The 16457-nt window shown below is 72.1% G+C and carries 16 protein-coding genes; 2 read left to right on the top strand and 14 right to left on the bottom strand.

Features of this window, described 5'->3' with window-relative positions:
- Positions 1 to 31 precede the first annotated feature (31 nt).
- The 10 genes from ACXJKL_RS02655 to ACXJKL_RS02610 all read right to left on the bottom strand — a co-directional run bounded on the left by ACXJKL_RS02655 (position 32) and on the right by ACXJKL_RS02610 (position 11304).
- Positions 32 to 2632, bottom strand: a complete 2601-nt coding sequence (locus ACXJKL_RS02655) for an ATP-dependent Clp protease ATP-binding subunit (protein WP_457205498.1) — start codon at positions 2630 to 2632, stop codon at positions 32 to 34.
- A gap of 264 nt (positions 2633 to 2896) precedes the next feature.
- A complete protein-coding gene (locus ACXJKL_RS02650; protein ID WP_457205497.1) occupies positions 2897 to 3226 on the bottom strand; it encodes a histone-like nucleoid-structuring protein Lsr2 in 330 nt (109 codons plus the stop codon).
- A gap of 133 nt (positions 3227 to 3359) precedes the next feature.
- Entirely contained in the window at positions 3360 to 4133 is a 774-nt protein-coding gene (locus ACXJKL_RS02645; RefSeq protein WP_457205496.1) for a type III pantothenate kinase, read from the bottom strand.
- Between the two features lies 1 nt (position 4134).
- Positions 4135 to 5070: a carboxylating nicotinate-nucleotide diphosphorylase gene (nadC, locus tag ACXJKL_RS02640; RefSeq protein ID WP_457205495.1), complete on the bottom strand. Its 936-nt coding sequence runs from the start codon at positions 5068 to 5070 to the stop codon at positions 4135 to 4137.
- A complete protein-coding gene (locus ACXJKL_RS02635) occupies positions 5067 to 6755 on the bottom strand; it encodes an L-aspartate oxidase (protein ID WP_457205494.1) in 1689 nt (562 codons plus the stop codon). Before ACXJKL_RS02635 ends, nadC begins: the two co-directional genes overlap by 4 nt.
- Positions 6756 to 6764: 9 nt before the next feature.
- The gene (panD, locus tag ACXJKL_RS02630) at positions 6765 to 7181 is read right to left on the bottom strand and encodes an aspartate 1-decarboxylase (RefSeq protein WP_457205493.1); all 417 of its coding nucleotides are present in this window, start codon (positions 7179 to 7181) and stop codon (positions 6765 to 6767) included.
- The gene (gene panC / locus ACXJKL_RS02625) at positions 7181 to 8095 is read right to left on the bottom strand and encodes a pantoate--beta-alanine ligase (RefSeq protein WP_457205492.1); all 915 of its coding nucleotides are present in this window, start codon (positions 8093 to 8095) and stop codon (positions 7181 to 7183) included. Before panC ends, panD begins: the two co-directional genes overlap by 1 nt.
- Entirely contained in the window at positions 8092 to 9063 is a 972-nt protein-coding gene (locus ACXJKL_RS02620) for a Rossmann-like and DUF2520 domain-containing protein (RefSeq protein ID WP_457205491.1), read from the bottom strand. The genes panC and ACXJKL_RS02620 overlap by 4 nt, the downstream gene beginning before the upstream one ends.
- Positions 9064 to 9223: 160 nt before the next feature.
- Complete coding sequence (locus ACXJKL_RS02615) at positions 9224 to 10174, bottom strand: hypothetical protein (RefSeq protein ID WP_457205490.1); 951 nt, start codon at positions 10172 to 10174, stop codon at positions 9224 to 9226.
- A complete protein-coding gene (locus ACXJKL_RS02610) occupies positions 10171 to 11304 on the bottom strand; it encodes a sulfotransferase family protein (protein WP_457205489.1) in 1134 nt (377 codons plus the stop codon). The genes ACXJKL_RS02615 and ACXJKL_RS02610 overlap by 4 nt, the downstream gene beginning before the upstream one ends.
- A 72-nt stretch (positions 11305 to 11376) precedes the next feature.
- Between ACXJKL_RS02610 and ACXJKL_RS02605 the strand changes: the two genes are divergently transcribed.
- The gene (locus ACXJKL_RS02605; RefSeq protein ID WP_457205488.1) at positions 11377 to 12459 is read left to right on the top strand and encodes a glycosyltransferase family 2 protein; all 1083 of its coding nucleotides are present in this window, start codon (positions 11377 to 11379) and stop codon (positions 12457 to 12459) included.
- A gap of 222 nt (positions 12460 to 12681) precedes the next feature.
- Here ACXJKL_RS02605 and ACXJKL_RS02600 read toward each other — a convergent pair whose 3' ends face one another.
- The 3 genes from ACXJKL_RS02600 to ACXJKL_RS02590 are packed head-to-tail and all read right to left on the bottom strand — an operon-like array spanning position 12682 to position 15177.
- Positions 12682 to 13629 carry an ABC transporter substrate-binding protein gene (locus ACXJKL_RS02600; protein WP_457205487.1) on the bottom strand — a complete coding sequence of 316 codons (948 nt, stop codon included), beginning with the start codon at positions 13627 to 13629 and terminating at the stop codon, positions 12682 to 12684.
- 55 nt (positions 13630 to 13684) lie between these two features.
- Positions 13685 to 14458 (bottom strand): ABC transporter permease, encoded by a 774-nt coding sequence (locus tag ACXJKL_RS02595; protein ID WP_457205486.1) that lies wholly within the window; start codon positions 14456 to 14458, stop codon positions 13685 to 13687.
- On the bottom strand, positions 14455 to 15177 hold the full coding sequence (locus ACXJKL_RS02590) for an ABC transporter permease (RefSeq protein WP_457205485.1): 723 nt from the start codon (positions 15175 to 15177) through the stop codon (positions 14455 to 14457). Before ACXJKL_RS02590 ends, ACXJKL_RS02595 begins: the two co-directional genes overlap by 4 nt.
- A 3-nt stretch (positions 15178 to 15180) precedes the next feature.
- On the opposite strand from ACXJKL_RS02590, the gene ACXJKL_RS02585 reads away from it, so the two are divergent.
- Positions 15181 to 16221, top strand: coding sequence for an ABC transporter ATP-binding protein (locus tag ACXJKL_RS02585; RefSeq protein WP_457205484.1), 1041 nt, complete (start codon positions 15181 to 15183; stop codon positions 16219 to 16221).
- Between the two features lie 6 nt (positions 16222 to 16227).
- Here ACXJKL_RS02585 and ACXJKL_RS02580 read toward each other — a convergent pair.
- Positions 16228 to 16457 (bottom strand): GNAT family N-acetyltransferase (locus tag ACXJKL_RS02580; protein WP_457205483.1); only part of this gene is annotated, 230 nt, incomplete at its 5' end.

Below are 16457 nucleotides of genomic sequence, written 5' to 3'. Positions count from 1 at the left end.
CGCCGGGGGCTCCTGCGGTGTCAGCTGGTCGTCACTCCGGGGAGCTGGACCTCGGGATGTCCGTCGGCCCGTCCGAGTCGTCGGGACCCTCGCCCTCGACCGGGACCGCGATGTCCAGCGGCTCGGCCAGCACGTCGGCCGTCTCGAACGGCGGCAGGTCGGGCAGCGCCGAGACCTTCTGGCCCTGGAAGGTGAAGGTCGCGGTCGGACCCTCGCCCTCGACGTCGACCAGCACGATCTGACCGGGTCCGATCTCGCCGAAGAGCATCTTCTCGGCCATCACGTCCTCGATCTCGCGCTGGACCGTGCGCCGCAGCGGTCGCGCGCCGAGGACCGGGTCGAAGCCCCGCTCGGCCAGGAGGTTCTTGGCCGCCTGGGTGAGCTCGAGCTGCATGTCGCGATCCTTGAGCCGGAGCTCGACGGAGGCGATCATGTTGTCGACCATGGTCACGATCTGCTCGCGCGACAGCGGCGGGAACACGATGATCTCGTCGACACGGTTGAGGAACTCGGGACGGAAGTGCTGCTTGAGCTCCTCCGACACCTTGCTCTTCATCCGGTCGTAGGACCCCGCCTCACCCGACTGCTGGAAGCCGAGGTTGATCCCCTTGGCGATGTCACGGGTACCGAGGTTGGTGGTCATGATGATGACGGTGTTCTTGAAGTCGACCACCCGGCCCTGCGAGTCGGTCAGGCGACCTTCCTCGAGGATCTGCAGCAGGCTGTTGAAGATGTCCGGGTGGGCCTTCTCGACCTCGTCGAACAGCACCACGGAGAACGGCTTGCGGCGGACCTTCTCGGTCAGCTGGCCGCCCTCCTCGTAGCCCACGTAGCCGGGGGGCGAGCCGAAGAGGCGCGAGACGGTGTGCTTCTCGCCGAACTCGCTCATGTCGAGCTGGATCAGCGAGTCCTCGTCGCCGAAGAGGAACTCCGCGAGCGTCTTGGACAGCCACGTCTTGCCGACGCCCGAGGGCCCGGCGAAGATGAACGACCCGCCGGGGCGCTTGGGGTCCTTGAGCCCGGCACGCGTACGACGGATGGCCCGGGACAGTGCCTTGACGGCCTCGTCCTGGCCGATGACGCGCTTGTGCAGCTCGTCCTCCATCTTGAGCAGCCGGGTCGACTCCTCCTCGGAGAGCTTGACGATCGGGATGCCGGTCGCCACGGCGAGCACCTCGGCGATGAGCTCCTCGTCGACCTCGGCGACCTCGTCCATGTCACCCGAGCGCCACTGCGACTCACGCTCGGACTTGCGGGCGATCAGCTGCTTCTCCTCGTCGCGCAGGCGCGCGGCGGCCTCGAAGTCCTGGCCGTCGATCGCGGCCTCCTTGCGCTGGCGCACGTCGGCGATCTTGTCGTCGTACTCGCGCAGGTCGGCCGGGGCCGTCATGCGGCGGATGCGCAGGCGGGAGCCGGCCTCGTCGATGAGGTCGATCGCCTTGTCCGGCAGGAACCGGTCGGAGATGTAGCGGTCGGCCAGGGTGGCGGCGGAGACCAGCGCCTCGTCGGTGATGGTCACCCGGTGGTGCGCCTCGTAGCGGTCACGCAGGCCCTTGAGCATCTCGATGGTGTGCGCGATCGAGGGCTCCTGCACCTGGATGGGCTGGAAGCGGCGCTCGAGGGCGGCGTCCTTCTCGAGGTACTTGCGGTACTCGTCGAGCGTGGTGGCGCCGATTGTCTGGAGCTCACCGCGCGCCAGCATCGGCTTGAGGATCGAGGCCGCGTCGATGGCGCCCTCGGCCGCACCCGCACCGACGAGGGTGTGGATCTCGTCGATGAACAGCACGATGTCGCCGCGGGTGCGGATCTCCTTGAGGACCTTCTTGAGGCGCTCCTCGAAGTCACCGCGGTAGCGCGAGCCGGCGACCAGCGCACCGAGGTCGAGGGTGTAGATGTGCTTGTCCTTGAGCGTCTCGGGCACGTTGCCCTTGACGATGTCCTGGGCGAGACCCTCGACGATGGTCGTCTTGCCGACGCCCGGCTCGCCGATGAGGACGGGGTTGTTCTTCGTGCGGCGCGACAGGATCTGCATGACGCGCTCGATCTCCTGCTCGCGCCCGATCACCGGGTCGAGCTTGCCCTCGCGTGCGGCCTGCGTCAGGTTGCGGCCGAACTGGTCGAGGACCAGCGAGCTCGACGGGGCCTCGGAGGACGAGCCTCCGGGGGCGGCGCCGGACGCGGCCGACTCCTTGCCCTGGAACCCGCTGAGCAGCTGGATGACCTGCTGGCGGACCCGGTTGAGGTCGGCCCCGAGCTTCTGCAGGACCTGGGCGGCGACGCCCTCGCCCTCGCGGATGAGGCCGAGCAGGATGTGCTCGGTCCCGATGTAGGAGTGGCCGAGCTGCAGCGCCTCGCGCAGGGACAGCTCGAGGACCTTCTTGGCGCGCGGGGTGAAGGGAATGTGACCGGACGGGGCCTGCTGGCCCTGGCCGATGATCTCCTCGACCTGGGCGCGCACGGCCTCCAGGGAGATGTCGAGTGACTCCAGCGCCTTGGCCGCGACGCCTTCGCCCTCGTGGATCAGCCCGAGCAGGATGTGCTCGGTGCCGATGTAGTTGTGCGAGAGCATGCGGGCCTCTTCCTGGGCCAGCACGACAACTCGTCGGGCTCGGTCGGTGAACCGCTCGAACATGTGCGCTCCTCGCTTGCGTCTGTGCGTCCGCGAGACCACCGTGGGGACGGAGGGCGGACAGTGGGCTCAACGCCCGACTCCACCCTACGTGTTCCCGCCCGGCCCACGGAGGCGTCCGCTCTCAGCGAACACCCGCCGGACCGGAGCACGCAAGGACGGGGCACGGACCGCGACCGGACTGTGACCGGTCGTGACCCGCGATGAGGCCGAACGCGGGCGACGCCGCACCTCCTCGAGGAGATGCGGCGTCGGCGTGGACCGGTGTCAGTGCGCGGCGTCGTACGCCTGCTGGACGTCAGCGGAGATGCGGCCCCGCTCGGAGACGTCCATGCCCTGCGACTTGGCCCACTCGCGGACGTCCTTGGTGTGCGAGGAGGACGAGGCCGCGCTGGCGGTACGACGACCGCGGCGGGCGCCGCCGGTGGCCTTGCGCGCGTGGCCGACGTACCCGGCGAGGGCGTCGCGCAGGGCGGCGGCGTTGGCGTCGTTGAGGTCGATCTCGTACGACGACCCGTCGAGACCGAACGACACGGTCTCGGTGGCCTCCGAGCCGTCGAGATCGTCGACCAGGATGATGTTCACCTTTTGTGCCACGTCATTCCTTCTTCCGCAAAGGTGGGCTCATTTCAAGCCCTGGGGGTAATCGGAAGATACTCGCATTCAATTCGCGGCGGCAAATAACAAGGAAATGGCCAGCCATTCCCTGGTCAAGTTTCATTCGAATTGCTCAGGAATTGCGCTCGAAGACGAGGCGCAGGCCCTGCAGGGTGAGCCACGGCGAGTGCTCGGTGAAGCAGTCGCACTCGTCGAGCAGCAGCGTCGCGAGGTGGCCCGTGGCGATGACGGTGACGTCGCCGACGGGGACTCCGAGCTCCGCGATCATCCGGTGGACGATCCCCTCGACCTGGGAGGCGACGCCGAAGATCATGCCGCTCTGCAGGGCCTCGACGGTGTTCTTGGCGATCACCGAGCGCGGTCGTGCCAGCTCCACCTTGCGCAGCTGGGCACCGCGCCGCCCGAGCGCCTCCAGCGAGATCTCGATGCCCGGGGCGATGGCGCCGCCGATGTACTGACCGGCGGCGCTCACCACGTCGAACGTCGTCGCGGTGCCGAAGTCGACCACGATCGCCGGACCGCCGTACAGGGTCGCGGCCGCGAGCGCGTTGATGATGCGATCGGCGCCGACCTCGCGCGGGTTGTCCATCAGCACCGGGACGCCGGTGCGGACCCCGGGCTCGACCACGACACTGTGCGTCTGCGGGAAGTGTCGGGCCATCATGTCGCGCCACTCGTGCAGCACCGCCGGCACGGTCGCGCACACCGCGATCCCCGTGATCGTCGTGGCGTGCACGTCGGCGAGCAGCCCGCGCACGAGCACGGCCCACTCGTCGGAGGTGCGCCGCTCGTCGGTGGCGACCCGCCAGTGGTGGGCCACCTCCTCACCGTCGAAGAGGCCGAGGAAGGTGTGGCTGTTGCCGATGTCGGCCGCGAGGAGGGCCATCTCAGTCGCCCGCTGGGCCGTCATCGGTCGCGGCGTCGTCCACGAGGTCCATGCCCAGGTCGAGGACGACGACGCTGTGGGTGAGGGCGCCCACCGAGATGTGGTCGACCCCGGTCTCGGCGACCGCCCGCGCCCGCTCCAGGGTCAGCCCACCGGAGGCCTCGAGGACGGCGCGTCCGGCGTTGATGCGCACGGCCTCGGCCATCGTCGCGTCGTCCATGTTGTCGAGCAGGATCCACTCCGCACCCACGTCGAGCAGGGCCCGGAGCTGGTCGAGGTCGGTGACCTCGCTGATGATCGGCAGTCCGGGGTACGCCGCGCGCACGGCCTCGATCGCCGGCACCACGCCGCCGGCGGCGATGACGTGGTTGTCCTTGACCATGGCCTTGTCGGCGAGGCTGAAGCGGTGGTTGACGCCGCCCCCGCAGCGGACGGCGTACTTCTGCAGTGCGCGCCAGCCGGGCAGCGTCTTGCGGGTGTCGAGCACCGTGGCCCGGGTGCCCTCGAGGGCGCTCACCCATCGGCTGGTGGCGGTGGCGACCCCGGAGAGGTGGCTGGCGAAGTTGAGCGCGGTGCGCTCGGCGGTGAGCAGCCCGCGGGTCGGTCCGGCCACGTGGAGCACCACGTCGCCGGGCTCCACGTGGGTGCCGTCGGCGACGCGACCGGTGATCGTCACGGCGTCGCCCATGACGTAGTGGAAGACCATCGCGGCCAGCGCGAGGCCCGCGACGACGCCGGGCTCCCGGGCCGCCCAGTCGGCGCTGCCGGTGGCGTCGGCGGGGATGGTGGCGACGCTCGTGGCGTCGTCGGCGCCGTCGGGGAGGTCCTCGGCGAGGGCGCGGGCGATGTCGGCGTAGACCTGCTCGGGGTCGAGCCCGGCGTCGCGGACCTCGACGAGCAGCTCGGGCGGCAGGGCGTCGTACGGCGTCGGGGTCATCGGTGCTCCACGGTCGGGGTGGACGGGTCGGTCGAGGGGGCGGCGACGAACCCCTGGCGGAGCACGCCGTCCGCGAGGCGACTGTCGACGTGGCCGGCCCAGGCGTGGTCGTCGCGCTCGGGGAAGTCCTCGCGCCAGTGGGATCCGCGGGTCTCCTCGCGCATCAGGGCGGCGGCCGCGAGAGCGGTGCTGAGGGACAGCAGGTTGGTGGTCTCCCAGCCGTCGACGCCGGGGACCTCGTCACCGACGACGTCGAGCCCGGCCAGCCGGGCCAGCGCGTCGGTGATGCCCTGCGCCGAGCGGAGCACGCCGACCTGCGTCGTCATGACCTCCTGCAGCTCTCGTCGGCGGTCCCAGGCCACCAGCCCGTCGGGGCGCGGGTCCTCGGCGACCGGCTCGGCCCACGGCCGCAGCTCACCGGGCAGGACCGCGGCGATCCGGCGGGAGAAGACGAGCCCCTCGAGCAGGGAGTTGGAGGCCAGCCGGTTGGCACCGTGCACCCCCGAGCAGGCGACCTCCCCCGTGGCGTAGAGCCCGGGGACGTCGGACCGGCCGTGCAGGTCGGTGGCGACCCCGCCGGACGCGTAGTGCTGGGCGGGGGCGACCGGGATGAGGTCGGTGGTCGGGTCGACGCCGTGCTCGCGACAGACGGCCAGGATCGTCGGGAACCGGCGCTCCCAGAAGTCGGCGCCGAGGTGGCGCGCGTCGAGCCACATGTGCGCCCGTCCGGTCTCGATCATGCGGCGGGTGATCGCCTTGGCGACCACGTCGCGGGGGGCCAGGTCGGCGAGCTCGTGCTGGCCCTGCATGAACCGGTCCCCCTCCCAGTCGACGAGGAAGGCGCCCTCGCCGCGCACCGCCTCGGAGATCAGCGGCTGCTGGCCCTGGGAGTCGGGGCCGAGGTACATCACGGTGGGGTGGAACTGGACGAACTCGAGGTCGCGCAGCGTCGCTCCGGCGCGCAGGGCCAGGGCCATGCCGTCGCCGGTCGAGACGCTCGGGTTGGTCGACTGGGAGAACACCTGGCCGAGACCACCGGAGGCGAGGACCACGGCCCGGCACAGGACCGCCCCGACGCCGTCGCGCTGGCCCTCGCCGAGCACGTGCAGGGTCACCCCGGCGACGCCGCCGTCCGCGGCGCGGAGCAGGTCGACGGCGAGCGCGTGCTGGATGACCTCGATCGCCGGGGCACGCTCGACGGCCGCGATCAGCGCACGCTGGATCTCGGCGCCGGTGGCGTCCCCGCCGGCGTGGGCGATCCGGTCGCGGAGGTGGCCGCCCTCCCGGGTCAGCGAGAGCTCGCCGTCGGGGTGGTGGTCGAAGACGGTGCCGAGCGCGATGAGCTCGCGCACGGCGTCCGGCCCCTCCGTCACCAGGACGCGTACGGCGTCCTCGTCGCACGCCCCGGCGCCCGCCACCAGGGTGTCGTGGAGGTGTTGCTCGGGGGTGTCGCCGGGGCCGAGCGCGGCGGCGATGCCGCCCTGGGCCCACTGGGTCGATCCGGCGTTGAGGACGTCCTTGGTGACGACCAGCAATGCCAGCGACGGGTCCTCGGCGTGGATGCGCAGCGCCGCGGTCAGCCCGGCGATGCCGGAGCCGACGACCACGACGTCGGCCCGGGTGGTCCAGCCCGGGGCCGGGGCCCGGAGRCGTTGCGGGAGGCCCGGTGTGGGCGTCGACTGCATCCGGGCAGGCTAGCGGGACACGGCGTCGCCGCGGGTCAGCGACGGGTCGCCGAACGTCTCGGCCGGGTCGTAGCCGGTGGCCATCACCTTGTTGTCGGCGTCCACGAAGACCACCGACGGCTTCAGCTCGCGGGCCTCGGCGTCCTCGACCTGGGCGTAGGCGATGAGGATGACCGTGTCGCCGGGGTGCACCAGGCGGGCGGCGGCGCCGTTGATGCCGATCACGCCCGAGCCGCGCTCGCCGGCGATCGTGTAGGTCTCCAGCCGGGCGCCGTTGGTGACGTCGACGATGTGGACGAGCTCGCCGACCAGGAGGTCGGCGGCGTCGAGGAGGTCCTCGTCGACGGTGACCGACCCGACGTAGTGGAGGTCCGCCTGGGTGACGGTGGCCCGGTGGATCTTGGACTTCATCATCGTGCGCAGCATCAGCTGCTCCCTTCGTGGATGGTCGAGCCCCCGGATGGGGTGCCCGCCGGTGCGTACGCCGGGTGGGCGACGTCGAGGACGATCGGCATGTTGTCGATGAGCCGGGTCGTGTCGACGCGGGCGGCCACCAGGATCCGGCCCTCCCCCGTCTCGGGCGGCTCGCCGAGGTCGGTCGAGGTGAGCGCGAGGTAGTCGATGTCGATCCCCGGCTCCGCCTTGAGGACGCTCATCGCGGCCCAGCGTGCCGCCGGGACGCCGTACGACGCCCGCTCCTGGGCGGCTCGGAGTGCGCGACTGAGCGCCACCGCCGCGCGCCGCTGGTCGGCGTCGAGGTAGCGGTTGCGGCTCGAGAGCGCGAGGCCGTCGGGCTCCCGGACGGTCTCGGCGCCCACGACCTCGACCGGCAGGCACAGGTCGCCGGCCATCCGGGTGATGAGGGCCAGCTGCTGGTAGTCCTTCTGGCCGAAGACGGCGACGTCGGGCTGCACCAGGCCGAAGAGCTTGGCCACGACGGTGAGCACGCCGGTGAAGTGTCCCGGTCGGCTCTCGCCGTCGAGGATCGCACCCAGCCGGCCGGGGTCGACGGTGACCGCCCGCTCGCTGCGCACGCCGTACGGGTACATCTCCTGCACCGACGGGGCGAAGACCACGTCGACACCCTCGGCCGCGCAGAGCTCGAGGTCGGCCTCGAGGGTCCGGGGGTACCGGTCGAGGTCCTCGCCCTCCCCGAACTGGAGCGGGTTGACGAAGACGCTCACGACCACCGTGTCGGCGTGCTCGCGGGCCGTGCGCATGAGGCTGGCGTGCCCCTCGTGCAGGGCCCCCATGGTGGGCACCAGGGCCACGCGGCCGGGGCGGCGGGCGCGGGACCGCAGCTCCTCGCGGGTGGCCGCGAGGACGGGCGTGGTCGTCATCGAGCCCGGGTCCCCTGGCGGCGCTGCGGCACGGGGGCGACCGTCGGGGCCGCTGCCAGCTCGGCCGCGTCGAGGACCGAGGCCAGCTTGGCCGCCCGGATGGGCTGCACCCGGCCGTCGGTGACCACCCGGTCGAGCGTGTCCCGGCCCAGCGCGACGTACGACGGGAGGGTGTGCGGGGCGGTGGCGGCGATCTCGGCCAGGTGGGCCCGGACGGTCTCGACGTCGCCGCGCGCGATCGGGCCGGTCAGGGCGGAGTCGCCGCGGGCCAGCGCGTTGTCGAGGGCGGCGGTGAGCAGCGGACGCAGCGTCTCGGCGGGGCTGACGGTGTCGCCGCCGGTGGTCCCGTCGCCGGCCTCCATGGCCTGCGACAGCAGCTCCATGGCCTGGGTGACGAGGGTGACCAGGTGGTTGGCGCCGTGCGCGAGACCCGCGTGGTAGAGCGTGCGGCGGTCCTCGGGCACCCACATGGCGTGCCCGCCGAGGTCCGCCACGAGACGCTCGGTGAGCTCCCGCTCGGCGTCGCCCGCGGTGACGCCGAAGACGCAGCCGGCCAGCCGGGGCAGGTCCACGTCCGTGCCGGTGAAGGTCATCGCCGGGTGCAGGGCGATCACCCGGGCGCCGACCTCGGCCGCCGGCTCGAGGACGGCGAGACCGTGGCGTCCGGAGGTGTGCGCGACGTACTGGCCCTCGCGGATGGCGCCGGAGGCGCTGAGCATCGCGACCACGTTGGCGAGCATGTCGTCGGGGACGGTGAGCAGCAGCAGGTCGCAGGCTCGGGCGACGTCGGACGGCTTGGCCACCGCCACGCCGGGCAGCAGCGCTTCGACCCGGCCGCGGGAGGCATYGGACTCGCCGGCCACGGCGACGATCTCGTGGCCCGCGCGACGCAGGGCGGCGGACAGGGTCGCGCCGACGCGACCGGCGCCGACGGCGCCGACCCGCAGGCCCGTGCTGGGCTGGGTCATCTGGTGCGAACCTCTCGTTTCAGTCCCTCTGCCCCGTGAGGCAGGTCGGGTACCGCTCGATGTGCTCGATCATCGCGAGGGTACGCCCGCGGAAACGCGCCTGTGAACAGTTTGTGAACGTGACGTAGCCGACACGGCTGACGTCGGCAGGACGCTGACGTCAGGCGCGCAGGTGCAGCTTGGCGTGGTCCGGATCGTCGACGGCGAAGGGACGCGGAGCCCTCGGCAGCCACGCGTGCGTCACGTGGTCGACGACGTGCACCCCCGCGGGGGCGACGATCTCGGTGACGCCCTCGGGGACCTCGCCGTGGTTGAGGGCGTTGAAGACGGTCCACTCGCGCCGCTTGCGCCGGTTGCGGATGCTCGTCGCGAAGGACGCAGGGTCGGTCCAGTGCGCGAACTCGTCGCCGTCGAGGTACTTCAGCTCGACGACGAGGCCCTGGGGCAGCGCGAACATCCGGAACGTCGGGGGCGTCGTCCGGATCTCCCACTCCGGGGCCTTGGAGTAGACGAAGTCCGGGCTCATCGGGAAGCCCCACTCCTCGATGTTGCGCAGGCCGAGGTCGAGGTAGGCGGTGGTGTCGTCCTTGATGTAGAGACCGTGTCTCGGGATGCGGATCACCGCGTCGGTCATCCCGACCTGCCAGGACAGGTCGGCCAGCGAGACCTCGCCCTCGGTGGTCAGCACCATGTCGCCGTCCCACTTCCACGAGTAGCGGGTCCGGACGTGGCTGAAGCACCAGTTGTAGAAGTAGGCCAGGGAGTGCACCGACCGCTCGTTGACGGCGAGGTGCTCGGCACCGGCGCGCGCCACGGAGAACGGGTACTCCGCGAGTGTGAGCCTGTCCGCGAGACCGGCATCGGCTGCCGCGGCGCGGGCGGCATCGCCGGTGCCGTCGTCGGAGCCGTTGTCCACGACCAGCACGTGGTCGCAGGCCCGCAGCAGCGGCGGCAGCACGAAGCGCATCGACGGCGCCTCGTTCTTGACGCGCAGCACCGCGGTCGCGCCTCGGCGCAGGCCGCCCTCGCGGTTCCAGGGCCAGACGATGTCGTAGTCGGTGTGCCCCTCGATGTTGCTCAGGCCGTGGCCCGAGCCGATCGGGATGCTCATCCCTGCGTCCGCTCCCGGCCCAGCGCCTTGCGTACGCCGCGGCGTACCGACGGGGGGATCTTGGCCCGCACGTCGTGCGGGATCCGGTCGGTGAGACCGCCGGAGGCGGGCGCCACGTCGGCGGCGGCCGCCTGGGCGCCGGCGATCCGGGCCGCGACCACGGACGACCTGCTGATCGCCTCGGCCTCCTCGTAGAGGTCGGTGTAGGCGTCGCGCAGCTCGTCGAGGGTCGCGTGCACCTCGGCGGTGTCGCCGTCGGGCTCGGCGAGCTTGTTCAGCTCCTCCCAGGTGGTGGCGGTGAGCTCGTGCAGGCGGGGCGGCAGGCCCAGGTCGTCGAGGGTCTGGCTCACCCGGCGCAGGGTGGGGTCGATGAAGCGGTGCACCTCGCGGATCTGGTCGCTGCGGGTGTGGATGATCGTCTGGAGGTCGAGCGTGTGGCCCACGTGCATCGTGGTCTTGACCCAGTCGGTGAGCAGGTCGTCGTACCGCACGAAGACCCGCGCCCCGCCCGCGCTCTCGCGGGTGGCGCGCTCGGTGTGGAGCAGCATGTTGAGCCAGCTGGCGGCGAGGTGGGAGGCGCCGAGCTTGTTGGCGTAGTACTTCTGCTTGCTGCCGACGACCTCGGCGGGCGGGCGCAGCATCGTCGCGAAGACCGGCGTCGCGCCGGTGCGGATGGCCGCCACCCGCCACAGACCGAGGAACCAGCTCAGCCGCGGGTCCTTGACCACGAGCTCGGGGTGCACGTCGAAGTGCGGCTCGAGCCACTCGGTGACCCGGATCCGGGCCGGCTCGCGGGTGGAGATCCGACCCGTCTCGAACCACGCGCTCGGCCGGCTGTCGCTCACCTGCACGCCGGCCTCCTTGAGGAGGCGGTCGTGCAGGTCCACGACCCACTGCGGCTCGCTGAAGCCCCGCGGGTTCGAGGCGTCGGCCGGCACCTCGGGCAGCGGGACGTGCATGCCCAGCAGGCTGGAGATGCCGGCCATCGTCGAGGTGYCGCTGCGGCCGGCGCCGGCGACGAACAGCACCTTGCGCGGCACCCCGTCGGGGTTCATCTCGTCGATGGCCCGGGCCTGCCGCTCGGTCGTCGATCGGGCCGTCGCCCCGCTGGTCCCGCTCGCCTCAGTCACGGTCGGTGAGCCTACAACTCGCTACTGTCCCCACCTGTGAAGTGGTTTGGTCGGCGGCAGCCCCTGGTCAGCGTGGTCGTGCCCGTGTACGCCGTGGAGGCGTGGTTGYCCGCCTGCCTCGCGTCGCTCGTGGCCCAGACACACACCCGGTGGGAGGCCGTCGTGGTGGACGACGGCACCCCGGACCGGTCCGGTGAGATCGCCGACGAGTGGGCCGCACGCGAGCCGCGTATCCGCGTCGTGCACACCCACAACGGCGGGCTGGGAGCGGCCCGCAACGAGGGGCAGCGCCACGCGCGCGGCGACTACCTGGCCTTCCTGGACTCCGACGACGTGCTGCCGCCGACGGCGCTGGCCTCGCTCGTCGCCTCGCTGGAGTCCTCCGGCTCGGACTTCGCCACCGGCTCGGTGCTGCGCTGGGAGGACGGCGTGCTCAGCGAGCCCCCGTGGATGCGCCGCCTCCACCGTCCGGCCCGGACGGGCGTGCGGGTGCACGACCACCCCGAGATCCTGGGCGACGTCTTCGCGTGGAACAAGCTCTTCCGACGCTCCTTCTGGGAGTCCGCAGACCTGTCCTGGCCCGAGCGGATCCGCTACGAGGACCAGCCGACCACGACCCGGGCCTACCTGGCCGGCGCCTTCGACGTGCTCGACGAGCCCGTCTATCACTGGCGCATCCGCAGCGACGGCAGCTCGATCACCCAGCAGCGGGCGTCGGTGCCGGACCTGGTCGACCGCTGGGAGACCAAGCGGATGACCCTCGCCTCCGTCGAGGCCCATGGTGACCCGGAGGTGACGGCGTACGTCGTCGACCGGGTGCTGGCCGGGGACCTGTGGCGCTACTTCCTCCTCGTCCCGGGGGCGAGCGACGAGTGGTGGCGCCTGCTGCGTGCCGGGGTGCTCGAGCTCTGGGGGCGGCGCTCCCTGGTGCACAGCGGCCTGCCGCCCGTGCACCGGCTCTGCGGGTGGTTGGTCGAGCAGGACCGCCGCGCCGACGCGGTGGCACTGATGACCTGGGTGGCCGGCCTCGGCGGGCCGGCGGACCGGGTGCAGGACGTCGCGAGCGGCGAGTGGCGACTCGGCGTACCGCACCGGGTGCTGGACACCGCGACGGTGGACCCGGCCGCGCTCGCGCTGCGCCCCCACGAGATGTGACCGGGCACTTCCGTACCGCTGTTCCCCGCCGACCGGGCGTTTCCGTACCGCGCCACACCGCCGACCGGGCACGTGCGTACCGCTCCAGCGCGCCCGAACTGCCCGCTTGGCGCCGCCCAGCGCGCCCGAACTGCCCGCTCGGCGCCGCCCAGCGCGCCCGGACGCACGAGGGGCCCCCGCCGTCGGCGGGGGCCCCTCGTGTCAGGCAGGTCGTTCAGGACGTCAGAGCAGGCCCTCGTCGGAGAGGAAGGCGGCGGCGACGTCCTCGGGCTTCTCCCGGTCGACGGCCATCCGGCCGTTGAGCTCGGTGAGCCCCTCGGTGGTGAGCGCGGCCATCAGCGGGTTGAGGATGTCGGCGACGTCGGGGTTGTCGGCCAGGAAGTCGGCGGACACGGCCGGCACGAGGTTCTGAGCCGGCTGGATCTGCTTGTCGTCCTCGAGGATGACGAGGCCCTGCGACTCCAGGGTGCCGTCGGTGGTCGAGGTCTCGCCGAGCTCGGACTCGCCGTCGAGCACCGACTGGTAGGTCTGGTCGGAGGCGTAGCCCAGCCCGAGGACCTTGGTGATGTCGATGCCGTACTCGCCGGAGAGACCGCCCTCGCAGTCGAGGCGCCCCTTGCAGTCGGGGGCCGCGGCGAGCGTGACGGACTGGCCCTCGAGGTCGGAGAGCGTGGTGACGCCCTCGGCGTCGCTGAACTCCTGGGTCACGAAGAACGCGTTGGTGTCGGTCGCGGGCGAGATGTCGAGGAGCTCGATGCCGGCGTCCTCGAGCAGGGACGCCCCGTCGGAGGCGAGCTGCTCGCCGTCACCGGCCTCGAAGGGCTCGGCCTCGGCGCCGTTGGCCTGGGTGTTGAGGAAGTTGACGATGCCACCGACGTACTCCGGGACGATGTCGACGTCGCCCGGGAAGGTCGGCATGTAGGCGTCGCGGGAGTCGACGAGCTTGGTCTCGACGGTGTAGCCCGCGTCCTCGAGGAGCTGCTCGTACATCGAGGCGACGAGGGTCGCCTCGGGGAAGTTCTGGCCGGCCAGGGTGATCGAGCCCTTGTCGGCGGAGACGGAGGACTCGGTGTCGGAGGCCGAGTCGTCGGAGAGGTCGTCGCCGGCGCAGCCGGTGAGGGTCAGGGCGCCGGCGGCGACAACCGCGGCGAGCGTGCGAGCCAGGTGCATGGTGTTCCTTCTGTGTCCCGCATCCCACTGGGGTGCGCGTGTCCGGATGCTGCGCTCAGCCGACGGGTTCGGCGGAGGGCTCAACGGTAGCCCCGGTCACTGACAACGCGTCGTCGCGCCCACCTCCGGGGGTGGCCGCTCCGGTACGCCGCGCGGGGTCGACGGCGCGCTGCGCCACGGCCGCCAGCAGCTCGAGCACGAGCGCGACGGCGGCCACCACGACCGCGCCGGCGATGCCCTTGCCGTAGTTGGACCGGAAGAACCCGTCGGTGATGATCTGACCCAGGCCGGGGCCGGCCACCAGGGCCGCGATCGTGGCCGTCGCCCAGACCTGCACCAGTGCGAGCCGCAGGCCCGACATCACCAGTGGCAGTCCGAGCGGCAGCTCCACCCGCCAGAACTGCTGGCGACCGGTCATCCCCATCCCCCGGGCCGCCTCGCGGACGTCGGGCGCGACCTCGCGCATCGCGACGTACGAGTTGGTGATGATCGGCGGCAGCGCGAAGAGGGTGAGCGCGATGAGCGTCGCCAGTCCGGCACGGCCGTATGGCCCCAGGGAGTCGGTGCCCGGCCACGGAGCCACCACCAGGAGCGCCAGCAGGGCGAAGGTCGGGACGGCCCGACCGATGTTGGAAATGTTGATCGCCAGGAAGCCGCCGCGGCCGAGGTGTCCGAGCCACAGCGCCAGCGGCAGGCCGAGCACCATCGCCATCAGCAGCGCGGTGACCGTCAGCAGCAGCTGCTGGCCCAGCAGGGCCGCGATGCCGTCGCTGCCCGACCAGTTGCCCGGGTCGCTGAGGTAGGACCACATGTCGCCGAAGACCGTCATGCCCGCACCCCCCTGGTCCACGGGGTGAGCGCCCGCTGCGCCAGCACCAGCAGGGCGTCGAGGACCACCGCCAGGAGGACGCAGAGCACCGAGGCGGTGAAGAGCTCGGCGCGGAAGTTGGTGAGGACGCCGTCCTTGATGAGGTTGCCCAGGCCGCCGTAGGCGACGAGCGAGCCGACCGTGGTCAGGGCGACGGTGGAGACGGTGGCGACCCGCAGGCCGGCCATCACCACCGGCAGCGCCAGCGGCAGCTCGATCCTCATGAGCAGGGCGCCCCGGCCGTAGCCGAGCCCGACGGCGGACTCGCGCACCTCGTCGGGCACCGAGCGGAGGCCCTCGAGGAGGCTGCGCACCAGGATGGTCAGGGCGTAGAGCGCGAGCCCGATCACCACGGTCGTGGCGCTCAGCCCGGTGAAGGGCACCAGCAGCGGGAAGAGCGCGAGCGACGGCACCGTGTAGATGCCGGTGGTCACCGCCAGGATCGTCGACTCCAGCCGCGGGATCCGGCGGGCCAGCAGCGCCAGCGGGAACGCGATGAGCAGGCCGAGGACGACCGCCACCACGGTGATGCCGATGTGCTGGACCGTCGCGTCGACGATCTCGGACCGTCGGTCGGTGAGGTAGTCGCCGCACACCCAGTCGTTGACCAGGCGGCTGTAGCAGCTCGGCTCGTCGGCGCTCGACAGCCGTGCCTGCGCGGCCTGCACCAGTAGGGTCACCGCATGGACGCTACCGCCTCCGACCACGGATCCCCCTCAGCCGAGGCCGGCCCCGTGACGGTGCCCGACACCGGCGCGGACACGATGATCCGGCTCTCGGGCGTCGGCAAGACCTACCCCGACGGCACGGTCGCGGTGCATGAGCTCGACCTCGACGTACGCCGCGGCGAGATGGTCTGCCTCGTCGGCCCGTCGGGCTGCGGCAAGTCCACGACGCTGAAGATGATCAACCGGCTCATCGAGCCCACCACGGGCCGCATCTGGCTCGACGGCACCGACGTCACCGACGTCGACCCGGTGCAGCTCCGTCGCGGCATCGGCTACGTCATCCAGCAGATCGGACTGTTCCCGCACCAGAAGATCATCACCAACGTGATGACCGTCCCGCTGCTGCACGGCGAGTCGAAGTCGACCGCCCGGGAGCGCGCCCGCGAGCTGATGCACACCGTCGGGCTCGACCCCGACCAGTACGCCGACCGCTACCCCCACCAGCTCTCCGGCGGKCAGCGCCAGCGCGTCGGCGTYGCMCGCGCCCTSGCCGCCAACCCGCCGGTGCTGCTGATGGACGAGCCCTTCGGGGCCGTCGACCCGGTGGTGCGCCACCGGCTGCAGGACGAGTTCCTGCGGCTGCAGCGTGAGCTCGGCAAGACGGTCGTCCTGGTCACCCACGACATCGACGAGGCAGTCCGGATGGGCGACCGGGTCGCGGTCTTCGCGACCGGGGGAAGGCTGGCCCAGTTCGCCACCCCGATGGAGCTGCTCGCGCACCCGGCCGACGACGTCGTGGCCGACTTCGTGGGCTCGACCCGCGGCCTGCGCCGGCTCGCGGTGACACCGCTCCGCGAGGAGCACCTCGAGCCCCTGGACGGCGTACGGGGCGGCGAGCTCGGTGCGGCCATCGACCTCGACTCGACGCTGGAGGAGGCCCTGGCCGCGCTGCTGCGCGACGACCGGCCGATGATCGGGGTCAAGCGGGGTGCGGCGTTCGTGGGCGTGCTCACCCCCGCCGGGGTGCACCGCGCCCTGCGCGAGTCGTTGCGCTGACCGGGCTCAGCGTCCCGACGAGGGCTCCGCGACCGGCACGTCCCGGTGCCAGGACTCCGTGACGTAGCGCGTGGCCCAGCCCATCGCGACGTACAGGCCGTCGGCGCCGGTCGGCGAGTCGGCGTCGACCTCGAGCCCCACGCGGTCCCGGCCGCGCGCCGCCGCGTCGGCGATGATCGTGCGCAGCAGTCCGGTGGCCACGCCGCGGCCGCGGGCGGACTCCAGGACGCCGAGGT

The sequence above is a fragment of the Nocardioides sp. P5_C9_2 genome (assembly GCF_054049555.1).
This window is presented reverse-complemented; position numbering and strand designations above follow the sequence as displayed.